Origin of the sequence: Rhizobium quercicola (assembly GCF_021168455.1) — a bacterium.
In the GTDB taxonomy this organism is placed as follows: Bacteria; Pseudomonadota; Alphaproteobacteria; order Rhizobiales; family Rhizobiaceae; genus Ferranicluibacter; species Ferranicluibacter quercicola.
This window is the reverse complement of record NZ_JAJOZR010000005.1, coordinates 89,148-113,939: the sequence shown is the minus strand read 5'-3', so window position 1 is coordinate 113,939 and position 24,792 is coordinate 89,148. Positions and strand designations below refer to the sequence as shown.

At 65.5% G+C, this 24,792-nt stretch carries 21 protein-coding genes; 6 read left to right on the top strand and 15 right to left on the bottom strand.

What is annotated here, in order from left to right:
* Both LRX75_RS09035 and ureG read left to right on the top strand, forming a co-directional pair.
* The gene (locus tag LRX75_RS09035; RefSeq protein ID WP_231813969.1) at positions 1 to 693 is read left to right on the top strand and encodes an urease accessory protein UreF; all 693 of its coding nucleotides are present in this window, start codon (positions 1 to 3) and stop codon (positions 691 to 693) included.
* Positions 694 to 845: 152 nt separating this feature from the next.
* Positions 846 to 1,457 (top strand): urease accessory protein UreG, encoded by a 612-nt coding sequence (gene ureG, locus LRX75_RS09030; RefSeq protein WP_092934936.1) that lies wholly within the window; start codon positions 846 to 848, stop codon positions 1,455 to 1,457.
* A 212-nt stretch (positions 1,458 to 1,669) separates the two neighbouring features.
* Here the strand turns inward: ureG and LRX75_RS09025 are convergent, their stop codons facing one another.
* The 11 genes from LRX75_RS09025 to LRX75_RS08975 all read right to left on the bottom strand — a co-directional run bounded on the left by LRX75_RS09025 (position 1,670) and on the right by LRX75_RS08975 (position 14,113).
* Positions 1,670 to 4,993 carry an efflux RND transporter permease subunit gene (locus LRX75_RS09025; RefSeq protein ID WP_231813620.1) on the bottom strand — a complete coding sequence of 1,108 codons (3,324 nt, stop codon included), beginning with the start codon at positions 4,991 to 4,993 and terminating at the stop codon, positions 1,670 to 1,672.
* Positions 4,994 to 5,019: 26 nt separating this feature from the next.
* A complete protein-coding gene (locus LRX75_RS09020; RefSeq protein WP_420851179.1) occupies positions 5,020 to 6,246 on the bottom strand; it encodes an efflux RND transporter periplasmic adaptor subunit in 1,227 nt (408 codons plus the stop codon).
* Positions 6,247 to 6,568: 322 nt separating this feature from the next.
* Positions 6,569 to 7,561, bottom strand: a complete 993-nt coding sequence (locus tag LRX75_RS09015) for an ABC transporter substrate-binding protein (RefSeq protein ID WP_231813616.1) — start codon at positions 7,559 to 7,561, stop codon at positions 6,569 to 6,571.
* A 29-nt stretch (positions 7,562 to 7,590) separates the two neighbouring features.
* Positions 7,591 to 8,454: an ABC transporter permease gene (locus LRX75_RS09010; RefSeq protein WP_231813614.1), complete on the bottom strand. Its 864-nt coding sequence runs from the start codon at positions 8,452 to 8,454 to the stop codon at positions 7,591 to 7,593.
* Positions 8,451 to 9,323, bottom strand: coding sequence for an ABC transporter permease (locus LRX75_RS09005; protein ID WP_231813612.1), 873 nt, complete (start codon positions 9,321 to 9,323; stop codon positions 8,451 to 8,453). Before LRX75_RS09005 ends, LRX75_RS09010 begins: the two co-directional genes overlap by 4 nt.
* Positions 9,324 to 9,620: 297 nt before the next feature.
* On the bottom strand, positions 9,621 to 10,454 hold the full coding sequence (locus LRX75_RS09000; RefSeq protein ID WP_231813610.1) for an ABC transporter ATP-binding protein: 834 nt from the start codon (positions 10,452 to 10,454) through the stop codon (positions 9,621 to 9,623).
* Positions 10,424 to 10,789 (bottom strand): hypothetical protein, encoded by a 366-nt coding sequence (locus tag LRX75_RS08995; RefSeq protein ID WP_231813608.1) that lies wholly within the window; start codon positions 10,787 to 10,789, stop codon positions 10,424 to 10,426. The genes LRX75_RS09000 and LRX75_RS08995 overlap by 31 nt, the downstream gene beginning before the upstream one ends.
* The gene (gene hydA, locus LRX75_RS08990; RefSeq protein ID WP_231813606.1) at positions 10,789 to 12,243 is read right to left on the bottom strand and encodes a dihydropyrimidinase; all 1,455 of its coding nucleotides are present in this window, start codon (positions 12,241 to 12,243) and stop codon (positions 10,789 to 10,791) included. The genes LRX75_RS08995 and hydA overlap by 1 nt, the downstream gene beginning before the upstream one ends.
* Positions 12,244 to 12,265: 22 nt before the next feature.
* A complete protein-coding gene (locus LRX75_RS08985) occupies positions 12,266 to 12,622 on the bottom strand; it encodes a type II toxin-antitoxin system PemK/MazF family toxin (protein ID WP_231813604.1) in 357 nt (118 codons plus the stop codon).
* The gene (locus LRX75_RS08980; RefSeq protein ID WP_231813602.1) at positions 12,619 to 12,831 is read right to left on the bottom strand and encodes an antitoxin MazE-like protein; all 213 of its coding nucleotides are present in this window, start codon (positions 12,829 to 12,831) and stop codon (positions 12,619 to 12,621) included. The genes LRX75_RS08985 and LRX75_RS08980 overlap by 4 nt, the downstream gene beginning before the upstream one ends.
* A 31-nt stretch (positions 12,832 to 12,862) precedes the next feature.
* Positions 12,863 to 14,113, bottom strand: a complete 1,251-nt coding sequence (locus LRX75_RS08975; RefSeq protein ID WP_231813600.1) for a Zn-dependent hydrolase — start codon at positions 14,111 to 14,113, stop codon at positions 12,863 to 12,865.
* Positions 14,114 to 14,388: 275 nt separating this feature from the next.
* On the opposite strand from LRX75_RS08975, the gene LRX75_RS08970 reads away from it, so the two are divergent.
* The gene (locus LRX75_RS08970) at positions 14,389 to 15,054 is read left to right on the top strand and encodes a TetR family transcriptional regulator C-terminal domain-containing protein (protein ID WP_231813598.1); all 666 of its coding nucleotides are present in this window, start codon (positions 14,389 to 14,391) and stop codon (positions 15,052 to 15,054) included.
* On the opposite strand, the gene LRX75_RS08965 is transcribed toward LRX75_RS08970, so the two are convergent.
* Both LRX75_RS08965 and LRX75_RS08960 read right to left on the bottom strand, forming a co-directional pair.
* Entirely contained in the window at positions 15,055 to 16,749 is a 1,695-nt protein-coding gene (locus LRX75_RS08965; RefSeq protein ID WP_231813596.1) for an adenylate/guanylate cyclase domain-containing protein, read from the bottom strand.
* Positions 16,750 to 16,844: 95 nt separating this feature from the next.
* Positions 16,845 to 17,744 (bottom strand): LysR family transcriptional regulator, encoded by a 900-nt coding sequence (locus LRX75_RS08960; RefSeq protein ID WP_231813594.1) that lies wholly within the window; start codon positions 17,742 to 17,744, stop codon positions 16,845 to 16,847.
* 96 nt (positions 17,745 to 17,840) lie between these two features.
* Here LRX75_RS08960 and LRX75_RS08955 point away from each other — a divergent pair, with 96 nt between their 5' ends.
* Together LRX75_RS08955 and mqo are read left to right on the top strand one after the other, a co-directional pair.
* Entirely contained in the window at positions 17,841 to 18,857 is a 1,017-nt protein-coding gene (locus tag LRX75_RS08955; RefSeq protein WP_231813592.1) for a zinc-dependent alcohol dehydrogenase family protein, read from the top strand.
* Positions 18,858 to 19,071: 214 nt separating this feature from the next.
* Complete coding sequence (mqo, locus tag LRX75_RS08950; RefSeq protein ID WP_231813590.1) at positions 19,072 to 20,775, top strand: malate dehydrogenase (quinone); 1,704 nt, start codon at positions 19,072 to 19,074, stop codon at positions 20,773 to 20,775.
* Between the two features lie 89 nt (positions 20,776 to 20,864).
* Here mqo and preA read toward each other — a convergent pair whose 3' ends face one another.
* Together preA and LRX75_RS08940 are read right to left on the bottom strand one after the other, a co-directional pair.
* Positions 20,865 to 22,178: an NAD-dependent dihydropyrimidine dehydrogenase subunit PreA gene (gene preA, locus LRX75_RS08945; protein WP_231813588.1), complete on the bottom strand. Its 1,314-nt coding sequence runs from the start codon at positions 22,176 to 22,178 to the stop codon at positions 20,865 to 20,867.
* Between the two features lie 13 nt (positions 22,179 to 22,191).
* Positions 22,192 to 23,556, bottom strand: a complete 1,365-nt coding sequence (locus LRX75_RS08940; protein ID WP_231813586.1) for an NAD(P)-dependent oxidoreductase — start codon at positions 23,554 to 23,556, stop codon at positions 22,192 to 22,194.
* Between the two features lie 178 nt (positions 23,557 to 23,734).
* On the opposite strand from LRX75_RS08940, the gene LRX75_RS08935 reads away from it, so the two are divergent.
* Positions 23,735 to 24,688, top strand: coding sequence for a sugar-binding transcriptional regulator (locus LRX75_RS08935; RefSeq protein ID WP_113150892.1), 954 nt, complete (start codon positions 23,735 to 23,737; stop codon positions 24,686 to 24,688).
* The last annotated feature ends 104 nt before the right edge of the window (positions 24,689 to 24,792 follow it).

The following is a 24,792-nucleotide window of genomic DNA, read 5'->3' as shown; positions in this document are numbered from 1 at the left end:
ATGCTCACCGACGGGGCGATACAGACGGTAAGGGGCGGCGAGACGCAAGCCTTGCTCCGCCTGATCACCTGGATGTCGCCGGCCTTTCCCATCGGTGCCTTCTCCTATTCGGCAGGTCTCGAGCAGGCCGTCGTGGATGGCAGCGTTTCGGATGCCGCTGCGCTTCAGGACTGGCTTTCAGGCGCGCTGGCAGAGGGGACGGGCTGGAACGATGCGGTGCTGATTGCGGAAAGCTATCGCGCGGCCGCTGACCCCGAGCGGCGCGATGCTGTGGCAGCCTTGGCGGACGCCATGGCCGGCAGCCGGGAGAGGCAGATGGAAACGATGCTGCAGGGCGAGGCCTTTCTCGCCGCGGCTGCGGCGTGGCCGACGTCTGGCGATGACATGCCGTTGCGCATGGCCTATCCCGTCGCTGTCGGTGCGGTTGCCGGCGCACATGCGACGGGGCTTGAGCCCGCCCTTGCGGCCTATCTGCACGCGACGGCATCCAACCAGGTCTCGGTGGCGATCCGCTGCGGCGTGCTTGGACAACGCGCCGGCATCGCGGTGCTGGCGGCGCTGGAAGGCGAGATCGCCGCGACGGCTGCGCGCGCGGCGGCAAGCTCGCTGGACGATCTCGGCTCCGCCGCACTTCTCGCCGATATCGCCGCGCTCCGGCACGAGACCCTGACCTCGCGGCTGTTCCGCTCGTGAGGACGGAGAGACATTCCTACCGCGCGGCCTCAGCCCGCCCGGTCCCACGCCTGTCCCGGACGGGACAGGCTCACCTCCTTCATTATCGATGCATCGTCCGGCATCCAGCAGGACCTGCCGACCGCGACATGCGCACCTGAAAGGACAATCTCATGGCATCTTCCAATGGCCCCCTCCGCGTCGGCATCGGCGGTCCGGTCGGCTCCGGCAAGACGGCGCTGACGGACAAGCTCTGCAAGGCCATGCGCGACCGCTGGTCGGTCGCGGTGGTCACCAACGATATCTACACGCAGGAAGATGCCGAAGCGCTGGTGCGCATGCAGGCGCTGCCCTCCGACAGGATCGTCGGCGTGGAGACGGGCGGTTGCCCGCACACCGCCATTCGCGAGGATGCGACGATCAACCTGCAGGCCATCGCCGATCTCAACCGCCGCATTCCCGACCTCGACATCGTCTTCATCGAATCCGGCGGCGACAATCTGGCCGCCACCTTTTCGCCGGACCTCGCGGACATCACGCTCTATGTCATCTCCGTCTGCCAGGGCGAGGAAATCCCCCGCAAGGGCGGGCCCGGCATCACGCGATCCGACCTTCTCGTCATCAACAAGAAGGACCTCGCCCCTTATGTCGGTGCCGATCTCGACGTCATGCAGCGCGACGCCGACCGCATGCGCCAGTCCCGCCCGTTCGTGTTTTCGGACATGAAACGCGGCGAGGGTGTGGAGCGGATTGTGGAGTTTCTGCGGGTCGAAGGCGGCCTGTAAGGTGGCCGGCTAGCTTTCCGCCCATCCGTTCGGTTGCGGTGCGCGTCTGCCCCTCATCTGCCTGCCGGCATCTTCTCCCCGTTTTGACGGGGAGAAGAGACGTGAGGCATCACGTCACCCCGCATCGAAACGCCGAGCAGGCCACGTTTCCTCTCCCCGCGCGCGGGGAGAGGGCTAGGGTGAGGGGCTGCCTCGGTGCACAGCCTTACCGTCTACTCCGCCGCCAGGGCCGGATGCGTCACGACGGTGCCGCCGACGGCGCGCAGTGTGCCGGGGGCGGTGCGGCTTTCCAGGCGGTCGAGACGGGCCTGCAGGGTTTCGATGGTCTCGGACTGCTCGGCGAGTTTCTCCGTGAGCGCGGTGTTTTCGAGCGGCACGGTCTCGACCTCCTTGCGGCCGACCAGACGGCCGAAGGACCAACCGAGGAGGCGGGAGAGGTCGTCCATGATCAGGAAGAATGAGGGCACGACCACCAACGACAGCACGGTGGAGACGATGATGCCGCCGATGACGGCGATGGCCATGGGTGCGCGGAACGAGCCGCCTTCGCCGACGCCGAGCGCCGAGGGCAGCATGCCTGCCGACATGGCGATGGAGGTCATGACGATGGGGCGCGCGCGCTTGCGGCCCGCCTCCACCATGGCATCGACGCGTTCCATGCCGTGCCGCTTCATTTCGATGGCAAAATCCACCAGCAGGATGGCGTTCTTGGTGACGATGCCCATCAGCATGAGAATGCCGATGAGGACGGGCATGGAGAGCGAATTGTTGGTGACGATCAGGCCGAGCGCGACGCCGCCGATGGCGAGCGGCAGCGAGAAGAGAATGGTGAAGGGCTGGATGACGTCCTTGAACAGGAGGATGAGCACCACGAGCACCAGCAGCAAGCCGAGCAGCATGGCATGGATGAAGCCCGACAGCATTTCGGCCTGCACTTCCGAATCGCCACTTTTGATGAAGCGAACGCCCTGAGGCAAGTTGGTTTCCGCAGCGATCGTCTCGAAGCGGCCGGAGGCTGTATCCAGCGCGACGCCCACCGGCAGGTCCGCGCCCATGGTGACGACGCGGAAGCGGTCGTAGCGCTTGATGGAGCTCGGGCCTTCCGAATAGGAAATGTCGGCGACGCTGGAGATGGGCACGAGAGCACCGGACGCCGTCTGGATCTTGAGGTTGCGGATGGCAGCGAGATCGGTGCGCAGGCCGGTGTCGATCTGCACGCGGATCGGGATCTGGCGGTCGTCCAGCGAGATCTTGGTCAGCGCCGCATCGATATCGCCGATGGTCGCCACACGCACGACGTCGGACAGCTGCGACGTGGTGATGCCGAGGCGCGACATGCGGTCGGCCAGCGGACGCAGCTGCAGTTCCGGGCGGGGCAGGGCGCCGTCCGGGCTGACATTGGCAAGCGTCGGCTCGTCGCGCAGCCGTGCTTCCAGCAGGCCGACGGCCTCGTTGAGGGCGGCGTCGTTGTTGGAGAGAAGGTTGAAGGCGAGGTCGCGCTCGCCGCGGTCGTTCAATTTGAGAACGCGGACATCCGGGATCGAATGGATGGCAGCGAAAACCTGGGCCTCGATCTGCGACTGCGGAATGATGCGGCCGGCCGGCGGCAGCTTCGGCATATACTGGCCGACCAGCGGAAGGTTGCCGAGCAGCGTGTTGACCAGCTTGTTGACGAGCGAATGGTCGAGCTTTTCCAGCATCACGGTGATGGTCGCGCGGCGCAGCTCCAGATCGCCCTTCGGCGAGGCGCCGCCGAGCACGAAGATGCCTTCGACGCCCGGGAAGTCCTTGATGCGGTCGTAGATTTGCGCGGTCGTGCGGTCGGTTTCCTCCAGCATCGCATCCGGCGGCAGCTCGACCGAGAGCACGATGCGCGAGGCGTCCTCCGGCGGCAGGAAGCCTCCGGGGACGGTGAGCAGCAGCATGACCGACCCGACGAGGAAGGCGAGCGCCACGGAGAGCGTGAGGTAGCGCATGTACCAGCGCCGCGTGGTGGCGGCGACCAGCCAGGTGTAGCCGCGCATGAACAGGCCTTCGCGCGTGTCGCCATGCCCGTCGCCATCGCCGGAGCGCATGAGATAGGCCGCCATGACCGGCGTGATGAGGCGCGCGACCATGAGCGAGAAGAACACGGAGACGGCCACCGTCAGGCCGAACTGGATGAAGTATTGCCCGGGAATGCCCGGCATGAACGACACCGGCACGAAGACGGCGATGATGGTGAAGGTGGTGGCGATGACGGCAAGGCCGATCTCGTCCGCCGCCTCGATCGACGCCTTGTAGGGGGATTTGCCCATCTTGATGTGGCGGGCGATGTTCTCGATCTCGACGATCGCATCGTCCACGAGAATACCGGTCGCCAGCGTCAGCGCGAGGAAGGAGACGAGGTTCAGCGAGAAGCCGAGCAAGTCCATGATCCAGAAGGTGGGGATGGCCGACAGCGGCAAGGCAAGGGCCGAAATCAGCGTCGCCCGCCAGTTGCGCAGGAACAGAAGCACGACGGCGACCGCCAGCAGCGCGCCCTCGATCAGCGTGTGAAGCGCGGCCTCGTAGTTGCCATAGGTGAAGTAGACGCTGTCGTTGATCAGCTGGATCGACACGCCCGGATTGGCGGCGCGCACGGCATCCAGCGACTTCGCGACGGTTTCGGCGACGCTGACCTCGCTCGCGCCCTTGGAGCGGAAGACGGCGAAGGTGACGACGGGCGTGCCGTCGAAGCGCGAGAAGCTCTTCGGCTCCTCGTATGTGTCGGTCACGGTGCCGAGTTCCGAGAGGCGCACGAAGCGGCCGTTCGGCATGGCGATCATCGTATCGGCGAGCGCCGAGACGGAGCGGGCGTCGCCGAGCGTGCGGATGGCCTGTTCGCTGCCGCCGATCTGCCCGCGGCCGGAGCCGAGATCGGTGTTCATCTTGCGCAGCTGCGCGTTCACGTCGGTCGCCGTGATGCCGTAGGAGTTCAGGCGGCTCTCGTTGAGTTCGACGCGCACCTCGCGGTCGGCGCCGCCGTAGCGGTCGATGCGTCCGATGCCGGTCTGGCCCTGCAGCGAGCGCTTGACCGTGTCGTCCACGAACCAGCTGATCTCTTCCAGCGTCATGTCCGGCGCGGAGACGGCGAAGGTCTGGATCGCCTGTCCCTCGACATCGACCTTGGCGACGATCGGCTCCTCGATGCCGGCCGGCAGGTCGCCGCGGATGCGGTCGATCGCGTCCTTGGTATCCTGCACCGCCTGGTTCGTCGGGATCTCGATCTCGAACTGGACCGCGGTCGTGGAAATCCCGTCGGTGATGGTAGAGGTGACGTGCTTGACGCCCGCGATGCCGGCGACGGCATCCTCGATTTCCTTGGTGACCTGCGTTTCCAGCTCGGCGGGGGCCGCGCCGCTCTGCGCGACGGAGATGGAGACGATGGGAACGTCGATATTGGGAAAGCGCGTGATCGGCAGCGTGTTGAACGACTGATAGCCGAGGAACATCAGCAGCACGAAGGTGAGGATCGGTGCGATCGGATTTCGAATGGCCCAGGCCGAAAAGTTCATGGCGGGTCGGTCCTCACTTGTTGGCCTCAGTTGGCGGCCGTCTTGTCGGCGGGTGCCGTTGCCTTGACCGGCGTGATGCGGTCGCCGTCGCGGACATAGGCGCCCGCCTTCGCCACGACCTCGTCACCGTCTTCAAGGCCCGTGCGGATCTCGATGTAGCGGCCGTCCTGAATGCCGGTTTCGACGCGTGCCATCTCGACCACGCCGTCGCGCACCTTGCGCACCACGGTTTCGGTCTTGCCGCTGGTTACGGCGGTCAGGGGCAGAGCCAGCGCCTGCTTTTCCGCGACCGTGATGTCGGCATTCGCATACATGCCCACGCGCGCCCGTTCCGGCTCGGTGATGCTGATGAAGACGGTGCCGAGGCGGGTATCGGCGTCCACGGTCGGCGAGATCAGGCGGATCGTGCCGTCGAGCGTGACGCTGCTATCGGCAAGCTTCAGCGTGGCTTTCTGCCCCACCGCGAGCTTCAAGAGATCGCTTTCGGACACGTCGGCACGCATTTCCACCGCACCGTCGCGGATGATGGTGAAGAGCGGCTGGCCGGCGCCCGCGGCAATGGCGCCGACCTTGGCCGTCCGTGCCGAGACCGTGCCGGCGACGGGCGCCTTGACGACGGTGCGGGCGAGGCGGAGATCGACATCGGAGATCTGCGCTTCGACGACCTTGATATCGGATTGCGCGACCGCGATCAGTTGCTCGGCCGAATTGACGCGGGCCAGCGCCGCAGCGGCGGCGGCTTCCGTCTGGTCGGCAAGCGCCGTCGAGACGGAGCCGGCTTCCTTGAGCTTCGCATTGCGTGCGGAAACGCGCACGGCTTCCTGCGCGTTCGCCTGTGCTTCCACCAGTTGCGCCTGATACTGGGCGAGGGAGGCGTGGGCGCGGGCAAGGTTCGCCTCGTTCTGGCTTCGCGTCAGGAGCAGGGCGTCGTCGTTCAGCGTGGCCATGATGCCGTCGGCCTCGACGGTGTCGCCGATATCGACGGCGAGACTGCGGATCGACAGGCCCTCGACCAGCGGCTGCACGAAGGTTTCCTCGACGGCCTGGATGGTTCCGGTGGCGATGACACGGTCGGTGACCGTCCGCATTTCGGCTTTGGTGACGACGATGGAGGGGTAGGCCGTCTCCGGCGCCGCTTGTGTGTCCGCTGCGGGCGGCGTTGCCTCCTGCGCCAGGGCGTCGCGCGTCAAAGCAGGCGTTGCCGCCAGCAGACATGCCGTCAGAAGTGCGGGAACCTGCGCAGCCGTGCGCATGCCGTATGCAAACGTTCTTCCACCAGCCATCGGCCCGTCCTTATTGTCGAAAAATGCTGGAAGACGACCCTGTCGCCTTGCCGCCCCGTCACTCCCGGCGCGCGCCCCGCCCCCACGGAAGCGCATCCTCGATGCGTCTATACCATCATCCCGCGCCGGATGCTTGGGGAAATGGCGGCGAGAGCCGGCATCCCGCATTACGCGAACCCGCGCCATTCCAGCGGTCTCCACGGTCTATGGCGTCGGGATCAGGCATTTTTCAGGCAGAACGCAAAACGCGCGACCGAAGCCGCGCGTTGCCGAATGCTCTCGTGCGGCTGGCCTATTTCAGCGCTGCGTCGGTGATCTCGTGCGTCCAGGCGCCGGCCGGCTCCTTGGTGATGACGGGGTCGGAGCCGCCCTTCATCAGGGAGGCGACGGTGCGGGTGTAGTCGGCCTCGTCCAGCGCACCGTTCGAGCCGGCCGTCAGCTTGGCGATCTCGCCCATCATGCGCTTCTGGTGCTCTTCGGTCTGGGCGCCGGTGGCGTCGTTTTCCAGCACGATGCCGGCGGCTTCGTCCACATGCTCCTCGGCATATTTCCAGCCCTTCATCGAGGCGCGGACGAACTTGACCATTTTCTCCTTGAAGGCAGGGTCCTTTAGCTTGTCCTCGAGCACGTAAAGACCGTCTTCCAGCGTTGCGACGCCCTGGTCCTCGTATTTGAAGGTGACGAGGTCTTCGGGCTTGATGCCGGCGTCGAGAACCTGGCCGTATTCGTTATAGGTCATGGTGGAGATGCAGGCGGCCTGCTTCTGGATCAGCGGATCGACGTTGAAGCCCTGCTTCAGAACGGTCACGCCGTCCGGCCCGCCATCGGTCTTCAGGCCGAGCTGGCTCATCCAGGAGAGGAACGGATATTCGTTGCCGAAGAACCAGACGCCAAGCGTCTTGCTCTTGAAGTCGGCCGGGGTGGCGACGCCGCTTTCCTTCAGGCAGGTCAGCATCATGCCGGATTTCTTGAAGGGTTGGGCGATGTTGACGAGGGCGACGCCCTTTTCGCGCGTGGCAAGCGCCGACGGCATCCAGTCGACCACGACATCGGCGCCACCGCCGGCGATGACCTGCGGCGGTGCGATATCCGGGCCGCCCGGCTTGATCTCGACGTCGAGGCCTTCCGCCTCGTAGAAGCCCTTGTCCTTGGCGACGTAATAGCCGGCGAACTGGGCCTGCGTGACCCATTTCAGCTGCAGCGTTACCTTTTCCGCCGCCATGGCGTCGAAGGCGGCCAGCGACAGCGCGCTGGACATGAGAAGCGATGCGATTGTCCGTTTCATGTGCGTTCCCTTTGTTATCGTTCGTCTTTTTACGTCCGTCCACTGCGGACGGACGGATGCCAGAAGGTGACGACGCGTTCCACCAGCGCCACCACACCATAAAACACCGAGCCGGCCACAGCCGCCACGGCGATTTCCGCCCAGACCATGTCGACATTCATGCGCCCGACCTCGGTGGAGATGCGAAAGCCCATGCCGACGATCGGCGTACCGAAGAATTCCGCGACGATGGCACCGATCAGCGCCAGCGTCGAGTTGATCTTCAGCGCATTGAAGATGAAGGGCCAGGCGGCCGGCAGCCGCAGCTTGACCAGCGTCTGGAACCAGGAGGCCGCATAGGTCTGCATCAGGTCCTTCTCCATGCTGCTGGCGCTGGCCAAGCCCGTCACCGTGTTCACGAGCATGGGAAAGAAGGTCATGATGACGACGACGGCGACCTTGGAGGGCCAGTCGAAGCCGAACCATATGACCATGATCGGGGCGATGCCGACGACGGGGAGGGCAGAGACGAAATTGCCGAGCGGCAGCAGGCCCTTCTGCAGGAAGGGCGAGCGGTCGATGGCGATGGCGACGAGGAAGCCGAGGCCGCAGCCGGCGACATAGCCTGTGAGCACGGATTTGAGGAACGTCTGGCGGAAATCGGCCCAGAGCGTCGGCAGCGACGAGATCAGCCGCGTCCAGATCATGGAAGGCGGCGGCAGCAGCACGGCGGGCACGGCAAAGCCGCGCACGAAGCCTTCCCACAGGACGAGCAGGCTGACGCCGAAGAGGACCGGCACGACGAGGCGGATCGCACGGTCCCCGGTCTTGGAGGCCGGCGTCCGGCGTACCAGCCACGCATTGAGCGCCCAGGCAAAGAGCCAGAAGAGGATGGCGGGCAGGATGGCGTTCACGGGCGGGCTCCCATGCGGCGCAGAACCGCGCTATGGGCCGCGCCGACGATGAGGACGAGGACGGCGGCAAGGCCGGCGGCCATGAACAGCGCCGACCAGATCTGCACCGTCTGTCCGTAATAGGACCCGGCCAGCAGGCGCGCCCCGAGCCCCGCGACGGCGCCCGTCGGCAGTTCGCCGACGATGGCCCCGACCAGCGCGATCGCGACCGCCACCTTCAGCGAGGTGAACAGATAGGGCATGGAAGCCGGCCAGCGGAGCTTCCAGAAAAGCTGCGACGGACTGGCATTGTAGGTGCGCATCAGGTCGAGCTGGATCTGTTCCGGACTGCGCAGGCCCTTCACCATGCCGACGGCGATCGGGAAGAAGGAGAGGTAGGTCGAGATCAGCGCTTTCGGCAGCAGGCCGGATATGCCGATGGCGTTCAGCACGACGATGATCATCGGGGCGATCGCGAGGATCGGGATGGTCTGGCTCGCGATGATCCACGGCATCAGCGAGCGGTCCATCGCCCGGTTGTGCACGATGCCGACGGCGAGCGCGATGCCGAGCAGCGTGCCGAGCCCGAAGCCGACGAGCGTGGCCGAGAGCGTGATCCAGGCGTGGTAGACGAGGCTGCGCTTGGAGGTCACCGGCTTGTTGATCGTGGTGTCCCAGAGCTCCGATATCACCTGATGCGGCGCCGGCAGAACAGGCCGCGCCTGCGCCATCGTCCGCGGCACGATCTCCGAAAAGGTGATGGCGGTGCCAGCCCGGGCGGCGGTGTCGCGCTCGAACGGCGCATTGAGGAAGACGGCCGCAGCGTACCAGAGCGCGAGCAGGGCCGCGAGAATGGTGAGGACGGGGAGGATTTTTTCGCGGGCGGTCATGGATAGGGCACCCCGGCGGTGATGGGGTGATTAAAGAAGTCCCTCTCTGGGTTGTTGGAGTGGGCCATGGTTTGGGTGGTCCCGGCGAGACGGCGGTGGGGTGAAGAAGGAAGGCCCTCTCTGGCCTGCCGGCCATCTCCCCCGCAAGGGGGGAGAGGACTCGTGGCTGGCCGCTCGATCCAGCCGAAAACGTTCAGGACAGAAGCGATGCGCGCGCTCCAAGTTTTCTCCCCCCTTGTGGGGGAGATGCCCGGCAGGGCAGAGATGGTCTTCCTTCTTTTCTCCCCCAATGCCGCACTACTCGTCATAGCTGTGCCCCGCCCGCAACCCGTCGCGCACCCGGCTGGCGATCTCCAGAAATTCCGGTGTCTCGCGGATATCCAGCGGGCGCTCCCGCGGCAAGGTCGACTCGATGATGTCGGTGATCCGGCCCGGCCGCGGGCTCATGACGACGATTTTGGTGGAGAGGTAGACGGCCTCGGGGATCGAGTGGGTGACGAAGCAGATGGTCTTTTCCGTGCGCGCCCAGAGATCCAGCAACTGCTCGTTCAGGTGGTCGCGGACGATCTCGTCCAGCGCGCCGAACGGCTCGTCCATCAGCAGCAGATCGGCATCGAAGGCGAGCGCGCGGGCGATGGAGGCGGGTTGCTGCATGCCGCCGGAGAGCTGCCAGGGGAATTTCTTGCCGAAGCCGGAGAGATTGACCAGCGCCAGCGTGCGCTCGATCCGCGCCTGCCGGTCGGTTGCGCCGTAACCCATGATCTCCAGCGGCAAAGCGATGTTCTCTTCGATCGTGCGCCAGGGATAGAGGGCTGCGGCCTGAAAGACGTAGCCGTAGGAGCGGTTCTTGCGCGCATCCTGCGGCGTCGTGCCGTTGACGGTGATGGTGCCGGATGTCGGTTTTTCGAGATCGGCGATGACGCGGAGGAACGTGGTCTTGCCGCAACCGGACGGGCCGATGAAGGAGACGAAATCGCCTTTGCGGACGTCGAGGTTGACCCCCGTCAACGCGGTGACCGGGCCGTCATCCGTCTTGAAGGTGAGGCCGAGGTCCCGGGCGGAGACCACGGAGCGGGTGCTCGGAGAGACGGCGTCGGGTATCATCTGCGGCATTGCGAAAGCGGTCCCCATGTGGTGCCGTCCTTGAAACGGATCGTATAGCCCTTCGCGCTCCTGTCGAGCGCGACGGTCTCCTTCGGGCCAAGTTCGCCTTCGGCGTCGCATTGGGTGCGTATGGTGAAGCCGGAGGCGGTCTTCGCGGCCGTTCCTTCGAACTGGCAATAGGCCGTTGCGGTGGTGATGCCTTCGTCGTTGAGGAGGAAGAAGACATCGGCCCCGCTCGATTCGCCGGTCTTTGCGTAGATGCAGCCCTCCGCATTGCCATAGGCGCCGTCGAGAAAGCTGGGCGCGGCGACGCTGACGCCGGAGACGCAGCCGCAGGCGGCAAGGAGCGCCAGCATGCGCATCAGACGCCGCTCGCCGGAATGCCGGTGCGGGTCACCTTGCGCGGGGCGGTGATGTCCTTCCAGGTCGAGAGCGCCTTTGCGACCGGCGTGACCGGCGGGCGGCGCACGAAGGCGCCGTGGCCCTCCTGCGTCCTGACCGTGTCCTCCTCGATCGCGACCACGCCGCGGGTCAGGGTGTAGCGGGGCAGGCCGGTCACGGTCTTTCCCTCGAAGACATTGTAGTCGATCGCCGATTGCTGGGTCTTCGCCGAGATGGTCTTCGTCCGGTTGGGGTCCCAGACGACGAGGTCGGCGTCGGCTCCGACGAGGATCGCCCCCTTCTTCGGGTAGATGTTGAGGATCTTGGCGATGTTGGTCGAGGTCACGGCGACGAACTCGTTCATGGTGATGCGGCCGGTGGCGACGCCGTGGGTCCAGAGCATCGGCATGCGGTCCTCGAGACCTCCGGTGCCGTTGGGAATTTTGCGGAAGTCGCCGATGCCGGAGCGCTTCTGCTGCGTGGTGAAGGCACAATGGTCGGTTGCGACGACCTGCAGCGAGCCGGAGGAGAGGCCGGCCCAGAGGCTGTCCTGATGCTGCTTGCTGCGGAAGGGCGGCGACATCACGCGCCGGGCGGCGTGGTCCCAGTCGCCATGGGCGTACTCGCTCTCGTCGAGCGTCAGGTGCTGGATCAGAGGCTCGCCATAAACGCGCATGCCCTTCTGCCGGGCGCGCCGGATGGCTTCGTGGCTCTGCTCGCAGGAGGTGTGGACGATATAGACCGGGCAGCCGGCCATGTCGGCGATCATGATGGCGCGGTTCGTCGCCTCGCCCTCGACCTCCGGCGGCCGGGAATAGGCATGCGCCTCGGGCCCGTCATTGCCTTCGGCCATGAGCTTGGCCTGCATCTGCGCCACCACGTCGCCGTTTTCGGCATGGACGAGCGGCAGCGCGCCAAGCTCCGCGCAACGCTGGAACGAGGCGAACATCTCGTCGTCATCCACCATCAGCGCGCCCTTGTAGGCCATGAAGTGCTTGAAGGTGTTGATGCCCTTGTCGCGGACGATCGTCTCCATCTCCTCAAAAACTTGCGCCCCCCACCAGGTGATCGCCATGTGGAAGGAATAGTCGCAGGCCGCGCGCGAGGTCTTGTTGTGCCACATGTCCAGCGCGTCGAGCAGCGACTGGCCGGGGTTCGGCAGCGCGAAATCCACCACCATCGTCGTGCCGCCGGCGAGCGCCGCGCGGGTGCCGCTCTCGAAATCGTCGGCCGAGTAGGTGCCCATGAACGGCATTTCGAGATGGGTATGCGGATCGATACCGCCGGGCATGACGTAGCAGCCCGTCGCGTCGAGCATGTCGCCGCCGGTCAGGTTCGGCCCGATCTCGGCGATGACGCCATTTTCGATGCAGATGTCCGCGGCGTAGGTGAGATCGGCGGTGACGATGGTGCCGTTCTTGATGATGGTGGTCATGGATGTTCCTCCCTCCTGATTCTCAACGCGGCTGCGGAATGATCGCCTGTCGCAGGCCCGTAATATTGATCAGCGCCGCTTCGACCTGCGACATGTCTGAATCCGTCAGGAAGCCGATCACATCGCGAATGGCGGTCTTTTTGATGTGCGTTATCTTGTCGACCATGATCTGTGATGTCTCCTCAAGGCCGTTTCCCGGTGACGGGACGATCGTCGGCCGGTAGTTCGGCGAATCCGCGAGGTACGTCGTGAAGGCGCAGACAAGCAGAGTAACGTGACTTTCGATATATTCGTCGGCATGAAGAATGACGGCTGGCCGGGGTTTTCCAAGGTTTCCCTGAAACACAGCCAGCACCACATTGCCGCGTTTCAAAGTCACGGGCGATCCCACGCATCGTAGGCCGTGGGATCATAGAGTTCTTCGATGCCCGCCTTTTCATCCGCTTCGACGGAGTTTGCGGCCTGACGGCGTGCGTCCGCGAGATAGGATGGATCGGCGGGGTCGGGAACCCACATTTCGACGGGGCGATAGCCCCGTCTGATAAGGAGGTCCCGCTCTTCCGGCGACAATTCTCTCGGACGTCCCATCGTGGTTCTCCTGCTGATCTCGCGCCCGATCCTACTCCACAATCCCCGCCGTCTCCACCACCGCATGAAACAGCACGTCGCAGCCGGCGCCGGCCCAGTCCTTGGAGATCTCCTCCGCCTCGTTGTGGCTGAGGCCGCCGACGCAGGGGCACATGATCATCGTTGCGGGCGCCACCTTCGCTGCCCAGCAGGCATCGTGGCCGGCGCCGGAGATGATGTCCATGTGGCCGAGGCCGAGCTTCTCGGCAGCCGTGCGAACGCGCGAGACCAGCGTCGGGTCGAAGGTGACGGGGTCGAAATGGCCGACGGGCTCGACCGCGCAGCCGACTCCCAGTTCGTCGCAGATCCGGGCGGCTTCCGCCTCGATCGTCGCGCGCATGCGGTCGAGCTTCGCCTGGTCGGGCGTGCGGATATCGACGGTGAAGACGACCTTGCCGGGCAGGACGTTGCGCGAGTTCGGCGAAAAGAAGACCTGGCCGACGCCGCCCACCGCGCCCGGCTGCTCGCCCATGGCCACGGTCTGCACCATCTCCACGATGCGCGACATGGCGAGGCCTGCATTCACGCGCAGTGCCATCGGCGTCGAGCCGGTGTGTGCTTCGCGGCCGGTCAGCGTGAACTCCAGCCACCAGAGGCCCTGACAGTGGGTGACCACGCCGATCGCCTTGTTCTCCGCCTCCAGAATGGGGCCCTGCTCGATGTGATATTCGAAGTAAGCGTGCATCTTGCGCGCGCCCACCTCTTCCTCGCCCAGCCAGCCGATCCGCTTCAGCTCGTCGCCATAGGTCTTTCCGTCCGGATCCCGGCGGCTATAGGCGTAGTCGAGCGTGTGGACGCCGGCAAAGACGCCCGAGGCCAGCATGGCCGGGGCAAAGCGCGCGCCTTCCTCGTTCGCCCAGTTGGTGACGACCACCGGGTGCCGGGTCTTCAGGCCGAGATCGTTCATGGTGCGCACGACCTCCAGCCCCGCGAGCACGCCGAGCACGCCGTCATATTTTCCGCCGGTCGGCTGGGTGTCGAGATGCGAGCCGACATAGACGGGCAGGGCATCCGGGTCGGTGCCCGCCCGCGTCGCGAACATGGTTCCCATGGCATCGATGCCCATGGTCAGGCCGGCGTCGCGACACCAGGTCGCGAACAGGCTCCGGCCTTCGGCATCCGCATCGGTCAGCGTCTGGCGATTGTTGCCGCCGGCAATGCCGGGACCGATCTGCGCCATCTGCATGAGACTGTCCCAAAGACGTTCGGCGTCGACACGCATATTCTCGCCCGGTGCGGCCATGGCTTCATTCCTCTTCGTTCGAACCTGCGCGATGCACAGCGGCGCCCTCGGGCTTGAGGTTCGATGGCATTGTTCCCGCCGGTCGAATGGGGCATTCTTTTTGTTCGCCCTCGTATCAGTCGTTGCGTTTGTCATTGAAGTGACTGATAATTTAACCGGTTGGTAAACATTACAACTTCCGTTGCCGCACTCAAGACGGAAAAGCAAAAAAACGAAAAAGCTGCAGTGCGACGTGACGGACAGGGCGGCCGGAAGGCCGGCGAAGGGGGCGTGGGATGGCATTGCCGAGAGCAGCGAGAACGCAGCGGCGGACGCGAATCCAGGAGGAGAAGGAAGAGCTCATTCTGGAAGCGGCGCTGGAGGTCTTCGCGACCAACGGCTTTCGCGGCAGCACCATCGACCAGATCGCCGAGGTTGCGGGCATGTCGAAGCCGAACCTGCTCTATTATTTCCGCACGAAGGAGGCGATGCACCGGGCGCTGATCGAGCGGGTGCTCGACAGCTGGCTCGATCCGCTGCGCGAATTCGATGCGGAGGGCAATCCGGTGACCGAGATTCGCAGCTATATCCGGCGCAAGCTCGAAATGGCGCGGGATTTTCCGCGCGAGAGCCGGCTCTTCGCCAACGAGGTGCTGCAGGGGGCGCCGCGCATCGAGGATGCGCTGATGGGGCCGCTGAAGTCGCTGGTCGATGAAAAGGCCAAGGTCATCCGCGCCTGGGCCAAGGCCGGCAAGATCGCCAAATGCGATCCCTATCACCTGATCTTCGCCATCTGGGCGACGACCCAGCATTATGCCGACTTCGACGTGCAGGTGCGGGCGGTGCTCGGCAAGGACCGGGCCGGCGAGGGCCGTTTCGAGGATGCGGCCCGGTTTCTGGAGCATCTCTTCGTCAATGGTCTTGCGGTCGGCGGGCCGGCCGCCGGTGGATCTGCGGCCTGATCAGGCGCCGGTGCGTGCGGCTTGCGCCACGGCTGCCTTCGTGTCGCGGGCGGCGGCCAGCAGCGTACCGATCTCTTCGGCATTCTCGACGATCAGCGTCTCCAGCGTGCCCTTGCGGCCGCGAATGGCGATGTCGTGGCTGTCGCGGTCGCCCAGCGTCAGCCCGGCATAGCGGATGACATCGGCGGAGACGGCAAGCTGCGCGTCATATTCCTTGGCGAAGCCTTCAAGGCGGCTCGCCGCATTGATGGTGTCGCCGACAGCGGTCAGGGACGAGGCGCGGCCGTAGCCGATATGGCCGATGATCGCCGGTCCGGCATGCATGCCCATGGCGATGCGCAGCGGCTTGTCGAGTTCGCTCGTGAAGTTGCGGTTGAGCGTCTCGATGCCGCGGGCGATGCGCGCCGTGGCCTCCAGCGCATTGGCGCAGGCGTCCTCGATCCGGCCGGTGAGGCCGAAGATCGCGAGCACGCCATCGCCGATGAACTTGTCGATGACGCCGCCGGCGCCCTCGACCGCCTCGCCGATCGTCTCGAAATAGCGGTTGAGCAGAAAGACCGTGTCGAAGGGAAGCTGCTGCTGGGTCAGCAGCGTGAAATCGCGCAGGTCGCAGAACAGCACCGCGATGCGGCGCTCGCGACCGGCGGCGACGTCCTCGCCGATCTGCGGGCGCACGCCGACATTGTCCGCCCCGAGCACGGGGGCGATCGACACGTCGTGGGTCGGACGGAGCTGGCAGCCGAGACGGACATTCTCGCCGGCACGAATGCGGATCAGCGTCTGGCGCTCCCCGTCGCTCGGCGGTGGCAAGCCCTCCAGCCCCTCCGTCACGCGCACGCGACAGGTGGAGCAGCGACCGCGTCCGCCGCAGACGGAGAGGTGCGGAATGCCGGCGGAGCGGCTGGCTTCGAGCACCGAGAAGCCGCGTGCGACCGACAGCACCCTGCCGTCGGGATAGCGGATCCGCACCTTGCCGCGGATGGGGAAGGACCGCCAGAGCAGCGTGAAGCCGATGCAGGCCGCAAGGGTGTAGAAGATGGCCTGGCGGATCTCGGCCAGAATGGCGGGATCGGTGCGGCCCGACATGAACCAGGCATTGGACGGCATGGCGGGGCCGAGGGCGCGAGCGGCGACCATGAAGCCGAGCAGCGACAGCACAGGGACCAGAAATGCCAGCGTGTAGAGCGTCAGCGCCATGCGCGGATACCAGTCCCGGCCGCGCATCCAGAACCAGAAGCCGAGGCAGCCATGCGCCCAGGCGATGATCAGGGCCGCGGATTGCCAGACGGTGTTTCCGGTTCGCGACCAGATGCGCGGCAGGATATCGCGATAATCGGCGGAGTAGCCCGATAGCATCCAGTCGATGCGGGTGACGGTGACATGGCTGATCAGCAGGAAGGGCAAAGCGAGCCCCAGCCCGATCTTCAGCGCCTCGCGCAGCGGCATCCGCAGCGTCTGTCGCCGCCGCAGCCCGTCGAGCGCCAGCACGAAATGGACGGCAAGCGACCCGTAAAGCGCGACGGTTCCCGGCAGGCTGCGCCAGATGTCGTTGAAGAGATCCCGGCCACGCTCCATGGCGTCGATCGAGATGAGACCGAGCGCATGGTTGAGGAAGTGCGTGAGCAGAAACAGTCCCAGGCATACGCCGGTCCAGATGTGCAGGCGCTTGCGCAGCTTCGAACGATCGCGTTTCAAGCGGGCTCCGGTCCCAACGGTTGATCACAGCATGCTTATCGGCCAGATTCCGACGCGGAGCAACGCACGAATTGCGACGCGCCGGTGCTGCGGGGTCAGCCCATCGCCAGCGGAAGCTCGGCCGCGAGCCGGTCTATCACCAGCCGGGTCTTGGGCAGCATGATCGGCGATTTCGGCCAGATCACGTGGCTCGGGAAGGCGAAGCCCTGCGTCGACGCAAGAACCTGACGCAATCGTCCCTCGGCAATGAGGTCGCGCACGAGCCAGCACGGCATCCAGGCAAGGCCGTAACCGGCGCAGGCGGCGTCGGCGATCGCGTTGAGATCGTCGAGCTGCAGCCGTGCGCGCGGCACCAGGCTGCGCCCCGGCATGTCGGGCGTCGGGAACAGCCAGGAGCGCTTGATCCCGTTTCGCGTGTAGACGATCGTCTCGTGACGATCGATATCCTGCAGCGTCTGCGGCTCGCCATGGGCATCCAGATAGGCCGGTGCGGCGCAGACGGTCATGCGCTGACGGGCGATCAGGCGGGACATCACGTCGCTGTCGTCCTGAAGCACACCGTTGCGCACCGCCAGATCGAACCCGTCCTCGAGAAAATCCACGAGGCGGTCGCTGAAGGAGAGGTCCAGTTCCAGACCGGCATGCTCGGCCAGAAGCCGCGTGAGAATGGGCGCGATGCAGGTGCGGCCGAGAACGACCGGCAGCGCGATGCGCAACCTGCCCCGGATTTCCGTGCGCCCGGATTCGAGCATGGCCTCGCCGGCGCGAATTTCCTGAAGAGCCCTCAGGCAACGCTCGTGGAAGAGAATGCCCTCCTCGGTCAGGCTCTGGGACCGTGTCGTGCGATGAAACAGGCGAACACCCAGCCGCCGCTCCATGCGGGCGATGGTCTTGGCGACCGCCGAGCGGGTGAGATTGAGCCGGATCGCGGCGGCGGAAAAGCTGCCGGACTCCGCCGTCTGGATGAAAACGGGGATATCGCGGAGGTCAAGCATTGTATCTTCCAGGGAACCGATCTGGCGAAATACTATCATAACTGCCGAAGCGCATTCACCGGTAATGTCGGGTCTCCAGTGAAAAAGGAGTCAGACATGGTACGGACTACCAGGCAGTGGCAACTGAGCGCCCTCGGGCCGGGCAATCTTGCGCAAGGCACCGCGGAGGTCGTTTCTCCGGTGGGTTCGGAGGTGCTCGTTCGCACCGAGGCCGTTTCGCTCAACTATCGCGACAAGCTGGTCGTTGAGACGGGGATGGGCCTTGCGCTTCGCTTTCCCTTCGTCCCGGCATCCGACATGGCCGGCGTGGTGGAGGCGGTGGGGCCGCAGGCCTCACGCTTCAAGGTGGGCGACCGGGTCATCTCGACATTTTCGCCCATGTGGATCGACGGGAAACCTCTTGGCAATGCGCGCACGCCGCCCTATCGCGCCCTCGGCGGCGCCAGTCCCGGCGTCCTGTCGGAGATGGTGACGTTTCCCGAAGACTGGTTCTCGCATGCGCCCGAGACGCTAGATGCGGCGGAGGCCAGCACGTTGCCCTGTGCGGGTCTCACGGCATGGTTTGCCCTGATCGAGCAAGGCAAGCTGCAGGCGGGAGAGCGCGTTCTGATCAAGGGCACCGGCGGCGTCGCGATGTTCGGCCTTGCCATTGCAAAGGCGTATGGTGCGGAGGTGTTCGTCACCTCGTCCAGTGCCGCAAAGCTCACCCGGGCCAAAGCGCTCGGTGCGGATCATCTCCTGATGCGGGAGGGATGGGTCGAGACGGTGCTCGAGATCACAGGGGATGACGGCATCGATCATGTGCTCGACCTTGCCGGCGGCGAAGGCTTTGCGCAGTCGCTGGCCGCTGTCGCGGTCGGCGGACGGATTTCGGTCATCGGCGTGCTCGAAGGCTTCGACCTGTCCGGGCCCGCAGGTCTGTTGCTTCTCAAGAGCCCTGTCGTCCAGGGGATCGGCGTCGGCCATCGCCGGGCGCTGGAGGATTTCGTCCGGGCTATAGACGCCAAGGGGCTGAAGCCCGTCATCGACCGCCGCTATGGTTTCGATGCGGTGCCGGACGCGTTCGCGCATCTGGATCGTGGCCCGTTCGGCAAGGTGGTCATCACATTTTGATGCCCCGGCCCATCCGGCGTCGCCCGGATGGGCCTTCTTCGGCGGTCGCCGCGGGTCGCTTGCAAACGAACCGCTGTCCAGCCTTTCGCGCCGAGGCGATGTCCCGGAATGGGTCACTCTCGCCGGGCTTCGTGCTGCGACAAATTGCCTTGTCACCAAAAAAGGATTCGCTTATACGGCGATCCCGGGAGGACTAACAAGACGTGAGGTTGACATGGCCGGTGAAAAAGAGAGCGGCGCTCCGCGTTCGGGAACTTCGCAGCATCTGGCCATAAGTCGTCGGCAACTTCTCGGTTCTGCGGCAACCGGTGCGGCCGCGCTCACCTTGTCCTCGCTGCCCAGCTGGGCTCTTGCGCCCGAAAAGACGGTGGACGTGCTACTCGTCGGCGGCGGCATCATGAGCGCGACGCTCGGCGTGCTCGTCAACGAGCTGGAGCCGTCCTGGTCGATCGAGATGATCGAGCGGCTGGACGATGTGGCGCTCGAGAGCTCCAACGGCTGGAACAATGCCGGCACCGGGCACTCTGCCCTCGCGGAGCTGAACTACACCCCGAAGGATTCGAACGGAAACGTCGACATCAGCCGGGCCGTCGGCATCAACGAATCCTTCCAGGTTTCCCGCCAGTTCCTGGCGCATCAGGTCGATCGCGGCGTCCTGAAGGATCCGCGCTCCTTCATCAACTCGACGCCGCATATGAGCTTCGTCTGGGGCGACGACAACACGGAATTCCTGGAGAAGCGCTTCGAGGCGCTGAAGGCGAGCGCGCTGTTCTCCGGCATGAAGTTCTCGCGCGATCATGACGAGATCGCCAAGTGGGTTCCCATCATGATGGAAGGCCGCGACCGGTCGCAGACGCTGGCCGCCACATGGTCGCCGCTCGGCACCGACGTGAATTTCGGCGAGATCACCCGCCAGTACGTCACCCATCTGAAGACCCAGCCGACCTTTAGCCTGACCGCTTCGAGCGAGGTGCAGGAGATCACCCGCAATGAGGACGGCACCTGGCGCGTCAGCTATGCCGATACGCGCACGGGCGTCCAGAAGGGCGTGATCCACGCGAAATTCGTCTTCCTCGGCGCCGGCGGCGGTGCGCTGCCGCTCCTGCAGATGTCGGGCATTCCCGAAGCGGCCGACTATGCCGGCTTCCCCGTCGGCGGATCGTTCCTCGTCTGCGAAAAGCCCGAGATCGTCAGCCGGCATCTGGCGAAGGCCTATGGCCAGGCCTCGGTCGGCGCGCCGCCCATGTCGGTGCCGCATCTCGACACGCGCATGCTGGATGGCAAGCAGGTCGTGCTGTTCGGACCCTTCGCCACCTTCTCGACCAAGTTCCTGAAGGACGGCTCCTACTTCGATCTTCCGGCCTCGGTGACGCTCGACAATATCTGGCCGATGCTGCAGGTCGGTATCAACGAGTTCAGCCTCGTCCAGTATCTCGCGGGTCAGCTGCTGATGTCCGACGAGGATCGCCTTGCGGCCCTGCGCGAGTATTTCCCGCAGGCGAAGGGCGAAGACTGGCGCCTGTGGCAGGCCGGGCAGCGCGTGCAGATCATCAAGCGCGACCCCGAAAAGGGCGGCGTGCTGAAGCTCGGCACGGAAATCGTCGCCTCGGCCGATGGCACGATCACGGCGCTGCTGGGCGCCTCTCCGGGGGCATCGACGGCTGCGCCGATCATGCTGGACGTCTTGAAGAAGGTCTTTGCCGAGCGTCTGGCGACGCCGGAATGGCAGGCCAAGGTGCAGGCCATCGTGCCGAGCTACGGCAAGAAGCTCAACGACGACCCTGAGGCGCTGGCGCTTGCCTGGGCGGCGACGAGCGAGCGCCTTCAGCTCGCCATCGCGCCTCCCGTCATCGGCGCGACCGCGCCGGCCGCCCTTCCGAGCGGCGAGGTGAAGCGCGTTCCGGATATGGCGCTCTGAGCATCCCGACGTCCGGCCTGCCGGCTTCGTGCCCGGCAGGCCGTGATCGGCGCGATGTTGCGTTGCACTCGCGCCCTCGCTTCTTCCCGCTACTCCGCTGCCTGCCGGGACATCGGGTTGTTCGGGTGCGTCGTCCAGTTGGCATAGGCGGGATCGACCACCTTGCCGGTGCGCTCGTCGAGCGTGCCCGGGGGCAGGGCGACCATGGTGATGCAGTCCTGCACGGGACAGACGTTGACGCAGAGATTGCAGCCGACGCATTCGTCCTCCATCACCTCGAAATGCCGGACGCCATCGACGACCTGCGTGATCGCCTGATGCGAGGTGTCCTCGCAGGCGATATGGCAGCGGCCGCATTTGATGCACGAATCCTGATCGATGCGGGCCTTGGCGACATAGTTGAGGTTCAGATACTGCCAGTCCGAGACATTGGGGATCGCCCGGCCCGTGATGTCGTCGAGCGTCCGGTGGCCCTTGGCATCCATCCAGGTCGATAGTCCCGTGATCATCTCCTGCACGATCTTGAAGCCGTAGGTCATGGCGGCGGTGCACACCTGCACATTGCCGGCCCCGAGCACGAGAAACTCCGCCGCATCGCGCCATGTGGTGATGCCGCCGATGCCGGAGATCGGCAGGCCGCGGGTTTCCGGATCGCGGGCGATCTCGGCCACCATGTTGAGCGCGATCGGCTTGACCGCCGGGCCGCAATAGCCGCCATGGCTGCCCTTGCCGTCGATCGAGGGTTCCGGCGCGAAGGTGTCGAGATTGACGGAGGTGATCGAGTTGATGGTGTTGATCAGCGATACGGCATCCGTGCCGCCGGCCTTTGCGGCGCGGGCGGGGTGGCGGATGTCGGTAATGTTCGGCGTCAGCTTGGTGATGACCGGCATGCGGGTGTACTGCTTGCACCAGCGCACGACCATCTCGATATAGGCGGGCACCTGCCCGACGGCGGCGCCCATGCCGCGTTCGGACATGCCGTGGGGACAGCCGAAGTTCAGCTCGATGCCGTCCGCGCCGGTTTCCTCCACCAGCGGCAGGATCGCCTTCCAGCTTTCCTCCTCGCAGGGCACCATGATCGAGGCGATCAGCGCGCGGTCCGGCCAGTTCATCTTGACCTGCTTCATCTCCCGCAGATTGGTGTAGAGGTCGCGATCGGTGATCAGCTCGATGTTGTTGAGACCGAGGAGCCGTCGGTCGGCGCCCCAGATCGCGCCGTAGCGCGGGCCGTTGACATTGACGACCGGCGGGCCGTCCTCGCCGAGCGTCTTCCAGACGACGCCGCCCCAGCCGGCCTTGAACGCCCGCTCGACATTGTAGGCCTTGTCGGTCGGCGGTGCCGAAGCGAGCCAGAAGGGGTTGGGGGATTCGATGCCGACGAAAGTGTTGCGCAGATCAGCCATGGTTCATCTCCCCTCAGGCAACGGCGACAGCCGGATGGCGCTCGGCCATCAGCGTGCGGTGGATCGATTCGGCGGCGTCGCGTCCCTGGGCGACGGCGGAGACCGTGAGGTCCTCGCCGCCGAGGCGACAGTCGCCGCCGGCCCAGACGCGATCGAGCGAGGTGCGACCGTCCGCATCCACCACGATGCGGCCGGATTGCAGGGCGACGACGCCGAGCGGATCGGCCTCCAGGGTCTGGCCGATGGCCTTGAGGATGTGATCGGCCGCGAGAATGCCGGTCTCGCCGGTGGAGACCAGACGTCCGTCCACATCGGTGGTGTAGTCGAGTTCGATGCCGGCGACCTTGCCGTCCTCGCGGGCGAGAATGCGCCGTGGTTGCAGCCCGTGGCGGATGGTGACGCCGCGCGAGGTGGCGAGATCCTGCTCGTAGGGCGACGCATTCATGTGCTCGCGTCCGCGGCGATAGCAGATGGTCACCTCCTCGGCACCCAGCAGCTTTGCCTGCACGGCCGCATCGATCGCGGTCATGCCGCCGCCGATGACGACGACGCGGCGGCCGACGGGGATGTCGGTTTTGCCGGCGGATTGCCGCAGGGCCGCGATGAAGTCGATCGCATCCTCGACGCCTTCGGCGGCTTCGCCGTCCGTGCGCAGCGCGTTGACGCCGGTGAGGCCCATGCCGAGAAAGACGGCGTCGTGGCGGGCGAGGAGATCGGCGAGGGTGATGTCGCGACCGAGCATCTGGCGATTGCGGATCTCGATGCCGCCGATGGCGAGCACGTAATCCACCTCTCTCTGGGCGAAATCGTCCGTCGCCTTGTAGGTGGCGATGCCGTATTCGTTGAGACCGCCGGCCTTCTCGCGGGCGTCGTAGACCACGACGTCATGGCCGTTGACGGCCAGGCGGTGGGCACAGGCAAGGCCCGCTGGCCCGGCACCGACGACAGCCACCGTCTTGCCGGTCGACGAGGCGCGCTCGTAGAACTGGCGGCCCTCGGCCATGGCGATGTCGGTGGCGAAGCGCTGCAGCCGGCCGATCGCGACCGGGCGTCCCTCCGCCTCCATGCGGACGCAGGCCTCCTCGCACAGCGTTTCGGTGGGACAGACCCGGGCGCACATGCCGCCGAGGATGTTCTGGTCGAAGATCGTCTTGGCCGAGCCGATCGGATTGCCGGTCGCGATCTGCCGGATGAAGAGGGGGATGTCGATGGCGGTGGGGCAGGCCGTCATGCACGGCGCGTCGTAGCAGAAGTAGCAGCGGTCGGATGCGACGAGCGCCTCGTGCTCGTCCAGGCGCGGATGAAGGTCCGCGAAGTTCGCCTCGTATTGGCCGGGCGTCAGCCGCCCCCCGATCATTCCGGAGTCCGTCGTTCCCATGTTTTCCTCCCAATGGCAACCGCACGATCGGCGAAGGCTAACATGGAAAATTTCTTGATCAAAAGGTAAAATTTTGAGCGGCCCTCGCGCAATTCCGTCCGGTGCGGGGTCGATTGACAGGCCCTGGCAAAAGGTGTCAGCACATCGGGTTCCCGCTGGACCTTGGGAGAGGCATGGAATGGCACGCAGACCGGAAGCGAATGCACGGCTCGACGATGCGGCACGCGCCGGCTGGCTTTATTATGTCGCCGGGCGGACGCAGGACGAGATCGCGGGGCAGATGGGGATTTCGCGCCAGTCGGCCCAGCGGCTCGTGTCGCTCGCCATGGCCGAGCGGCTGATCAAGGTCCGGCTCGATCACCCGATCGCCGCCTGCATGGAACTCGGCTTGCGGCTCAAGGAGCGCTACGGGCTGCGGCAGGCGGAGGTGGTGCCGAGCGATCCGACCTCGTCGTCCACCACCGTGGGGATCGCCGAGGCGGGCGCGGCCGAGATCGAGCGCTGGCTGAAATCGAGCGATCCGATCATCATGGCGATCGGGACCGGACGGACGCTGAAGGCGGCGATCGACCAGTTGCCGGCGATGGATTGTCCGCAGCATCGCATCGTCTCGCTCACCGGCAATATCGGCGTCGACGGGTCGGCCGCCTATTACAACGTCATCTTTTCCATGGCCGACGCCGTGAAGGCGCGGCATTTCCCGATGCCCCTGCCGGTCATCGTCTCCTCGGCGGAAGAGCGCGAGGTGCTGCACAAGCAGATCCTCGTGCAGTCGGCGCTCAGTCTCGGCACGCAGGCCGATATCGCCTTCGTCGGCGTCGGCGAAGTCGGAACGGACGCACCCCTCTGTCAGGACGGGTTCCTCGCCCATGACGAGATGGCGCAACTGGTGGAGCAGGGGGCGGCGGGCGAGATCTGCGGCTGGATGTTCGACGGCGACGGGCAGCTGATCTCGGGCGACATCAACAAGCGGGTGGCCAGCGTGCCTCTGCCATCCCGCGACACGACGACGCTGATCGGCATGGCCAAGGGCCGTCGCAAGTACCTTGCATTGCGTGCGGCGTTGCGCGGCGGACTCATCAACGGCGTCATCACCGACGAGGATACGGCCGAATTCCTGCTCGCCCCCTGAGCAAATATGTCAAAAAATTGTCAGTCCTTCCGATGACTTAACGGTGTGTTCGGCGCTGCAGCAACGAATGCGATTGACAAGTCCACCCTGAAAATGAGTAATTG

What these genes read in the sequence shown, in the direction of transcription:
- mqo (WP_231813590.1), top strand. Translation starts at nt 19,072, where the DNA reads ATGGCCGGTGAAAAAGAGAGCGGCGCTCCGCGTTCGGGAACTTCGCAG.
- LRX75_RS08940 (WP_231813586.1), bottom strand. Translation starts at nt 23,556, where the DNA reads ATGGGAACGACGGACTCCGGAATGATCGGGGGGCGGCTGACGCCCGGC.
- LRX75_RS09000 (WP_231813610.1), bottom strand. Translation starts at nt 10,454, where the DNA reads ATGGGGACCGCTTTCGCAATGCCGCAGATGATACCCGACGCCGTCTCT.
- LRX75_RS09020 (WP_420851179.1), bottom strand. Translation starts at nt 6,246, where the DNA reads ATGCGCACGGCTGCGCAGGTTCCCGCACTTCTGACGGCATGTCTGCTG.
- preA (WP_231813588.1), bottom strand. Translation starts at nt 22,178, where the DNA reads ATGGCTGATCTGCGCAACACTTTCGTCGGCATCGAATCCCCCAACCCC.
- LRX75_RS08935 (WP_113150892.1), top strand. Translation starts at nt 23,735, where the DNA reads ATGGCACGCAGACCGGAAGCGAATGCACGGCTCGACGATGCGGCACGC.
- LRX75_RS08980 (WP_231813602.1), bottom strand. Translation starts at nt 12,831, where the DNA reads ATGGGACGTCCGAGAGAATTGTCGCCGGAAGAGCGGGACCTCCTTATC.
- ureG (WP_092934936.1), top strand. Translation starts at nt 846, where the DNA reads ATGGCATCTTCCAATGGCCCCCTCCGCGTCGGCATCGGCGGTCCGGTC.
- LRX75_RS09035 (WP_231813969.1), top strand. Translation starts at nt 1, where the DNA reads ATGCTCACCGACGGGGCGATACAGACGGTAAGGGGCGGCGAGACGCAA.
- LRX75_RS09015 (WP_231813616.1), bottom strand. Translation starts at nt 7,561, where the DNA reads ATGAAACGGACAATCGCATCGCTTCTCATGTCCAGCGCGCTGTCGCTG.
- LRX75_RS09005 (WP_231813612.1), bottom strand. Translation starts at nt 9,323, where the DNA reads ATGACCGCCCGCGAAAAAATCCTCCCCGTCCTCACCATTCTCGCGGCC.
- LRX75_RS08975 (WP_231813600.1), bottom strand. Translation starts at nt 14,113, where the DNA reads ATGGCCGCACCGGGCGAGAATATGCGTGTCGACGCCGAACGTCTTTGG.
- LRX75_RS08960 (WP_231813594.1), bottom strand. Translation starts at nt 17,744, where the DNA reads ATGCTTGACCTCCGCGATATCCCCGTTTTCATCCAGACGGCGGAGTCC.
- LRX75_RS08970 (WP_231813598.1), top strand. Translation starts at nt 14,389, where the DNA reads ATGGCATTGCCGAGAGCAGCGAGAACGCAGCGGCGGACGCGAATCCAG.
- LRX75_RS08995 (WP_231813608.1), bottom strand. Translation starts at nt 10,789, where the DNA reads ATGCGCATGCTGGCGCTCCTTGCCGCCTGCGGCTGCGTCTCCGGCGTC.
- LRX75_RS09025 (WP_231813620.1), bottom strand. Translation starts at nt 4,993, where the DNA reads ATGAACTTTTCGGCCTGGGCCATTCGAAATCCGATCGCACCGATCCTC.
- hydA (WP_231813606.1), bottom strand. Translation starts at nt 12,243, where the DNA reads ATGACCACCATCATCAAGAACGGCACCATCGTCACCGCCGATCTCACC.
- LRX75_RS08955 (WP_231813592.1), top strand. Translation starts at nt 17,841, where the DNA reads ATGGTACGGACTACCAGGCAGTGGCAACTGAGCGCCCTCGGGCCGGGC.